At 67.8% G+C, this 6,961-nt stretch carries 6 protein-coding genes; 1 reads left to right on the top strand and 5 read right to left on the bottom strand.

The window, feature by feature from the left end; all coding sequences use genetic code 11:
- Positions 1-770: methyl-accepting chemotaxis protein (locus ACXJKR_RS19975; RefSeq protein ID WP_457324295.1), on the top strand; the 770-nt coding region annotated here is incomplete at its 5' end.
- Between the two features lie 87 nt (positions 771-857).
- On the opposite strand, the gene ACXJKR_RS19970 is transcribed toward ACXJKR_RS19975, so the two are convergent.
- The 5 genes from ACXJKR_RS19970 to ACXJKR_RS19950 all read right to left on the bottom strand — a co-directional run bounded on the left by ACXJKR_RS19970 (position 858) and on the right by ACXJKR_RS19950 (position 6,792).
- Positions 858-2,507, bottom strand: a complete 1,650-nt coding sequence (locus ACXJKR_RS19970) for a tetratricopeptide repeat protein (protein ID WP_457324294.1) — start codon at positions 2,505-2,507, stop codon at positions 858-860.
- A gap of 336 nt (positions 2,508-2,843) precedes the next feature.
- Entirely contained in the window at positions 2,844-3,407 is a 564-nt protein-coding gene (locus ACXJKR_RS19965; RefSeq protein WP_457324293.1) for a hypothetical protein, read from the bottom strand.
- The gene (locus tag ACXJKR_RS19960) at positions 3,404-4,846 is read right to left on the bottom strand and encodes a nucleoside hydrolase-like domain-containing protein (RefSeq protein ID WP_457324292.1); all 1,443 of its coding nucleotides are present in this window, start codon (positions 4,844-4,846) and stop codon (positions 3,404-3,406) included. The genes ACXJKR_RS19965 and ACXJKR_RS19960 overlap by 4 nt, the downstream gene beginning before the upstream one ends.
- A gap of 11 nt (positions 4,847-4,857) precedes the next feature.
- Positions 4,858-5,775 carry an alpha/beta hydrolase gene (locus tag ACXJKR_RS19955; RefSeq protein ID WP_457324291.1) on the bottom strand — a complete coding sequence of 306 codons (918 nt, stop codon included), beginning with the start codon at positions 5,773-5,775 and terminating at the stop codon, positions 4,858-4,860.
- A 24-nt stretch (positions 5,776-5,799) separates the two neighbouring features.
- A complete protein-coding gene (locus tag ACXJKR_RS19950; protein WP_457324290.1) occupies positions 5,800-6,792 on the bottom strand; it encodes a hypothetical protein in 993 nt (330 codons plus the stop codon).
- Positions 6,793-6,961 lie beyond the last annotated feature (169 nt).

The raw sequence follows: 6,961 nt of genomic DNA, 5'->3' as shown, positions 1-6,961 counted from the left end.
TCGTGGATCAGGTGCGCCTGAGCAGCGAATCGATCGCGACGGGTTCGCAGGAAATCGCCACCGGCAGCGCGGACCTGTCCCAGCGCACTGAAGAGCAGGCCTCCAATCTGGAGGAGACCGCTTCGTCGATGGAGGAGCTCACGGCCACCGTTCAGCGCAGCGCTGCGTCCGCGCGTGAGGCCGCTGCATTGGCTGGTGCCGCCAGCAAGGTGGCGACGCGAGGCGGCGCGGTCGTCTCGGAGGTGGTCACGACCATGGGGAACATCAGTGCCAGCTCGCGCAAGATTGCCGACATCACCGGCGTGATCGACGGCATCGCCTTTCAGACCAATATCCTGGCCCTGAACGCCGCCGTCGAGGCTGCGCGAGCGGGCGAGCATGGCCGCGGATTCGCGGTTGTTGCGGGCGAGGTGCGCACGTTGGCACAGCGCGCCGCGACCGCGGCCAAGGAAATCAAGGTATTGATCGGCGAGAGCGTGGAGCGGGTGGATGCCGGCGTGCGGCTCGTCGAAGGTGCAGGCGTGACGATGGAAGAGATCGTGCGCAACGTGCAGCAGGTCGCGACGCTGATTGCAGAGATCGGCGCCGCCGCGGACCAGCAGAGCGTTGGCATCGGAGAGGTCAGCAACGCCGTGAACCAGCTGGATCAGGTGACCCAGCAGAACGCGGCGCTGGTGGAGGAATCGGCGGCTGCCGCGGACAGCCTGAGTCAGCAGGCGCGGCGCCTGACCGAGGTGGTTGGCGTGTTCAAGCTTGGAACTGGGCAGTGAGCGCGTAACGACTGAGGATCGGCAAGCGGGCCCCGTCCGCGACCGCTCAGGTGCGCGACCGGTACCTGCAGCGCCATGTTCGCAGCCCTACTTCTTCCGGTTGCCGCCGCTGAGGTCACTTGCCGGTTGCCCGGCCTTGCCTTGCTGCTCCTGCGTGGCTTTGATGAAGGGCTGCGCCATCTCCAGGGCGTAGCTGAGTTCCACCTTTTGCATCACGCTTTCCTTGTCGACCGTCCACTCCTTGAAGGGCGCGTCGGGCACGGGGTCGCGGCGCATCTCGGCGAGGATGTCGCCACGGGTTACGCCTGCGTTGAGGCGACCCTGCCACTGCCTGGCCCATTGAGCCATGGGCTCATCGCGCATGTTCTGTACTAGCGAAACGAGAGTCTGGTGTGCCTCGTCTGCATTGGCGGCATAGGCGTAGGCCAGCGCTGCGGAACGCGCGAGCGCGTCGACTTCGCGCGCGGTCTGCCAGGCCGAGATGACACCCTGCAGCGCAGCACTGTCTGGGGCATCCGTGGCGGCCACTTCGGTCTTGAAGACGGCCAAGGCAGCTTCCGGTGATTGCGGATTCAAGCCGCGGGCGCGCTGCAGATGGCCCTGGGCGGCCTGGAGATAGGCGCGCCTGGCATCACCCTCGTTGCGCTCGGCCAGGCGCAGATTAGCCATGCCCAACAGATACCGGGCCTCGAAGTTGGCGTCATCCCCTTGCAGGACGGCATTCAGCGCCGGCAAGGCTTCCTGCGGGTTCCCCCAGTCGATCTGCGCCCGGCTCAAGGTGAGGCGGGCCAGGTCGTCGTTCGGGAACTGCACCGCCAGGCCGGCGACCTTCTTCAGCAGCGCCTCCCCGGTTGGCCGGTTCGGGCACGCCTTCAAGGCGGCATCCGCCAGCACGAATTCGCCCGCCGCGCGGGGCAGCGCATGGAACCTCAGCCGTGCAGCCGGAAGGGATGGTTGTGCCACCCGCAGGGCCTCCATGCCCCGAAGGCCATACCGCCACATCACCGCGCTGATCTCGGATGCCTTGACGTTGTAGGCCCGTTCGAAGGCCGTCGTCGGGGAAGCGCCGCGGTCSACGAGCCCGAGATACCGGTTCAGGCGCTTGCGCCTGTCTTCCGTTGACAGCATGTAGTGCGTCAACAGCCAGGACTTCGCCTCGAACTCCAGGCGCACGCCCGCGTCGCCGGCGTAGTTGTGGGCGTTGGCGAGCCGGTGTTGCAGGACGTCGTCGTATTCGAGGCTGTACCTTCGGCCGTCATCGATGAACTTCAGGTAGCGGGCGATGGCTTTCGGTGTGCGACCCACCACCATCTGCTTTTCCGAGAACCGCACTGCGGAGAAGTACTGCGCGAAGCCATCGATGAACGACGTCGGGGTGCGGATGTCCGTATGGCGATAGAGAAAGTGCCGCGCATACGCCTCGAAGACATAGGACRGCGTGTCGTTCAGCGGGGACTTGTCGAGCTGCTCGTCGCGGAGGCTGGGGACGCGTTCCAGATGCACCCCGAACCCCTGGACGCCGGAGGTGCAGCTGCTGTACAGGCCCACGGCATCGGCCGGCACGCTGGCGTCGATCTCACCCAGGGCAGAGGCGCGGCTGTGGTAGTACAGCGTCAGCTTGGGTTCCGGCTGTTCGGCCTGGCGCAGGGGCTGGGTGTASATGCGCAGCAGATGGTCGAGCTTCTCCAGGTTGTCCAGCAGCTGGGTGACGTCTTCCTGGYTGGCGTCGGAGTACACGACGAAGCGCTGGCTTTCGGCCCGGARCCACGCGGAGAGGTCGYCCYTCTTGCCGGCCACCWCCACGCGCGGTTCCAGATTCGTCGGGCSGGATTGCTGGGCGCCRGCGGMGCAGGCCGACAGCAGACAGARGGCGGCRGCGAGCGTGTTYGCCCAGGGTCCGTTGCGCATGGGAAATTCCTTTTCGATGTGTGAGAGGGAGTGAGACGCCGCGGGTCCGATTTTCATCGTCAGGGCGCGGTCGGAGTCACTGGCGCAGCTGTCTTTACTCGACTTCGCGTGTGTACGAAGGTCTGGTTAGCGACGGTAGAGAAGGGTGGCGCCAGGCGGTGACCCTCAAGGCGTGCACAGGAACGGTTTCGCCGCTGTTGCCGCGACCGTGGGGGCCGTCTCCATTTGGGCAACCAGCTTTGGCAGGGCCTGCGCCAATGCGGCGCGATCTTGCGCGGTGTCGCGGCGCAGCGTGACGCTGTCGTTGTCACCGAGGACGAAGTTGCCGATGTACATGGCACGACCTGCAGGCAGCAGGAATGCCTGGTCCTTCGCTGCGAACCTGCCGCCGTTGAAGGCGCTGTAGACGTAGTGGCCCGGGGGCACGTCAAAGGCGAAGAAACGAGTCGGGCCTGGGACGCCGGGCGCGCCGGCCTCGATCCGGTTGTACGAAAAGCAATTGCCCGTGATCTTCTGCTGGGTCACGTCGTACTGGTCCAGGACCACCCCGAACCGTTCGAAGCGCCACGGGCGATCAACCGTGACGCCGACCACGGCGATGGCGCGCTCACCGTGCGGATCCAGCGCCGCGCCGTCGTAGGGCTTGGCTGCGTTGATCACGCATCCCGTCAACCAGCCGGTCGCGGCGAGGGCGAGCCAGCGGGTCGCGTGGCGTTGTCGACGCGTCATGGGGCCTTCGGCTCGATGTGCAGGATGACGCGCTGGTAGCGGGTGAGGGCGGGTGTGCCTTTGTCGGTGACCTGCACGATGACGTGGGCGGTGGCCGGCGCGTCCACCTCGGGTGTGCGCAGGCCGATGCGGGCTTGAACCTCGGTGCCCAGCGGCAGCGGGGCTTTCAGCGTGCCGGCCTCGGGGTAGGCCAGCCACAGGAAGCTCAGGCTGTCGCCGTCGGGGTCGCTGCTGGGACTGGCGTCGAGGGTGACCCAGTCGCCGCCGCGTACATGCAGCTCGGTGGCATGGGCCAGGCGCACGACCGGCGCGTGGTTGGCCTCGGCGGGCGGGCGCGTCGTCCACAGCATGCGGGCGGCGAAGTCGTTCTGGATGGCCTCGCGCCAGCGCCACAGCGTCACGAGCGCATCGTTGAACTCACGCTCCCCGGCCTTGACGGGGCGGCCGTAAGCTGCAGGAACAACGGGCCGGAAGCGATCCACGGCATTGGTCCAGATCGGGCGCGTCTCGGTCTCGACGGGCACGCCGCCGGTGAAGCCGTCCGGGTCGGTGTCCTCGCGGCGCGGCGTGTACTGCTCGTAGCGCCCGCCCCAGCCGCCCCAGTTCGGGTGCTCGGGCGCGTTCAGGCCGTTGGGAATGAGGCCGAGGAAGGAGGGCGTGTCGCCCTCCATGCCGTAGGCGATGTCCGGGTAGGCGGCGCCCAGCGGGCCGTGGCCCTGCTGGATGTTGCGGACGATCCAGGCGTTGCTGACGTGCTGGTTGTCGATGCCCTCGATCTCGCGGTGGATCGCGGCCCAGGTGGGGCGCGCATAGCTGCCGGGGCTGACGATGTAGAAGAGGCCCGGGAACTCGCGGCGCAGCCAGGCACCGCTGTCGTCCTGGTCCGAGATGGTGTAGACGCGCAGGCGGCTGACCGCCGCGTCGACGGCTGCTTTCGGGTGCGTATGGCGCAGGCTGTGCAGGGCCTGCGCCAGCGTGTTGGCACCACCCCAGACGCTGACCCACAGCGGGCGCGGATCGGGGCGTTCGAGCTCACGCAGCAGCAGCTCGGAGCCGGGGCTGTCGCGCCCGTCACCGATGGCCTGCAGGCCGTAGCCGGGCTGGCCCGTCACGACGCGCGCCAGCAACTGCGCGGCATCGGGGTAGGCGCGGTCGTGCTGGCGCAGCCGGGGCAGCACCTGGGCGTAGCGCTGGATCACCCGTTTGATCGACTCGGGATGCACGCCCTGCTTCATGTGCACCGAGGTCGTGGCCACGAGGCCGCGCAGCTCGATGTCGTTGGCATAGAGCAGCAGCCGCACGAGGGACTGCGTGTCGTCGGGCTCGTTCTCGATGTCGGTGAGGACGACGAGGCGCGGTTTGACGAGTGGTGGTTCGGCCACGGCGATGCCCGGCAGGGCGAGCAGGCCGATCAGCAGGGTGATGCAGAGTCTGAGCACCGGTCCAGGCCTCAGCGGAACAGGCGCTGCGAGAAGTGGAAGAGGTTCTCGGCCCAGCTCTCGCGGTCATGGCCGGACTCGTCCACGTTCCACAGGTGCGGGATGCCGCGCTCCTTCAGCGCGCGGTGCACGGTCTGTGAGACGTTGATCAGGCCGTCCTTGTTGCCGCAGGACAGGTAGAGCAGCGCGAGCTGGCGCCGCGCGGCGGCAGGGTCGGGCAGCAGTTCGGTGGCCGGCTTGGTATTGGGTGCGGAGGAGAACCCGCCCACTGACGCAAAGGTGTCGAGGTGGGCCAGGCCGAAGTTCAGCGACTGGCCGCCGCCCATCGACAGGCCGGCCAGCGCACGGTGCTGGCGGTCTGCCAGCGTCGGGTACTTGGCGTCGACCGCCGGGATCAGGAACTCGATCAGGTCGCGCTCGAACTTGGCAAACCCGGCCGCGTTCTCCGCCGTGAACACGCGGTCCGCGGGCGGCGAGCTGTCGTCGGGCAGCGCGCGGCCATTGGGCATGACGACGATCATCGGCAGCGCCTTGCCGTCGGCAATCAGGTTGTCCAGGACGGTGTTGGCCCGCACATAGCCTTGCCATTCGTGCTGGTTGCCGCCGATGCCGTGCAGCAGGTAGAGCACCGGGTAGCGCTGCTGCGCCGAGTAGCCGGGCGGCAGGTAGACGACGGCCAAGCGCCGCGTGCCGGTGACGCCGGAGGCGTAGCTCAGCTCCTCGATGCGCCCCGGCGCCACGCCGGCGCGCGGGTCGGCGAAGCCGGCGGACGGCGCGGGGAAGGCACGCACGTCGTCGGCGGCGAGGGTGATCGGGCGGCCAAAGTTGGCGCGCGCCCGATCAGGCGTGACGGTCTCGACGCCTTGCGCCGGAGCGGCGGTGGCGAGTGCCAACAGGGCGATGGTGGCCAGGGTCTTGGTGTATTGCATTTGGAGTGCTTGTTTCCGAAGTGATCAACCCTTGCGGCCGCGCCGCCAAGTGTCGACCACCTGTTTTGCCAGCGCGTCGGCCTCGCGTTGCTGCGCGGCGGTGAGGGGTGCCGACGGGTTCATCTGTGATACCGCATCGATTACCTTTTCCATCCCCTTTGCCATGCCCGGAATTTGCTCTTCCGTGATCTGCAGATAGGCATTCTTATAGCCGCTACGTTGTGTCGGCGTAATGCCCAGGTCGCGCGCCATATCGCCCGATGCCATGGCAAACGACATCAATGTGTTGCGATCACCCGCCAGCGCAGCTTTGCGCACATCGGCCTGCAGCCTGGCGAGCAGCGCCGGGTCCGCCTTGTCCTTGGCGTCGGGAGCCTGCAGAGATTGCAGATAGGCCATCGCCGCTCCTGCAGCACCGCCCTCATAGGCTTTTTGCAGGAGCTCACCGCTGCGCGCCAGCGTGGCGGCGTCGAAGACCTGGCAGCGACGCTGCTCGCGCTGGGCGTTGGTGATCGTCTCGTTGCTCACGCCCTCCTCGCCGCCCATGTCCTTGAGCGCCTTCTTGACATTGGCTGGCATCAGGTCCGGTTGATCGCGGAGGGCGAAGAGGGCTTCCGGGACCTTGGACATCATTGAGCAATGCTGAAGCGTCTGGGCCGCTTTCAGCGCATCCTCCGCAGTCCCGCCGTTCAGGCCCAGCTGCACCTTGCGCAGCGACTCGGTCGGCGATTCGCCTTCGGGCGGTGCTGCGACATTGGCGCGACCGGGCAGCACGGGCCTGCTCGCGGCAGGCGTCGGTACTGCCTGGACCGCGACGGCTGCGGCGCTGGCTGCTTCGGCTGGTGTTGCGAGCGCTGCGGGCATTACGGGCGCCGAAGCCTGCACGGCAACCGGTGCTTCGCCGGCCGGCTTGTGACCGTACAGCCAGGCAGCGGCGCCGCCGGCAAGCAGCAGCACCGCGGCGCCCACCGCATTGCGCGTTCGGTGGCTGGCCTGATCCTTCTGTGTCTTCTTCATCTTGTGTTCTCCCTGGGACCGTCGAATGTCGCCGTGCCTACTGCGGGGCCGAGGCGGCTGCGGCTGCGGCCGGCGGGCGCCCGAGCAGCCGGCGGGGGATGTACTGGTAGTCCTTGCCGTCCGGCTTCTTCCAACCCAGGATCAGCGCGAGACCGTAGCCAGGCCCCTG

This window comes from Roseateles sp. P5_E11, from assembly GCF_054049355.1.
The sequence above is the reverse complement of the archived record's forward strand: the minus strand, read 5'-3'. Positions and strand labels throughout refer to the sequence as shown.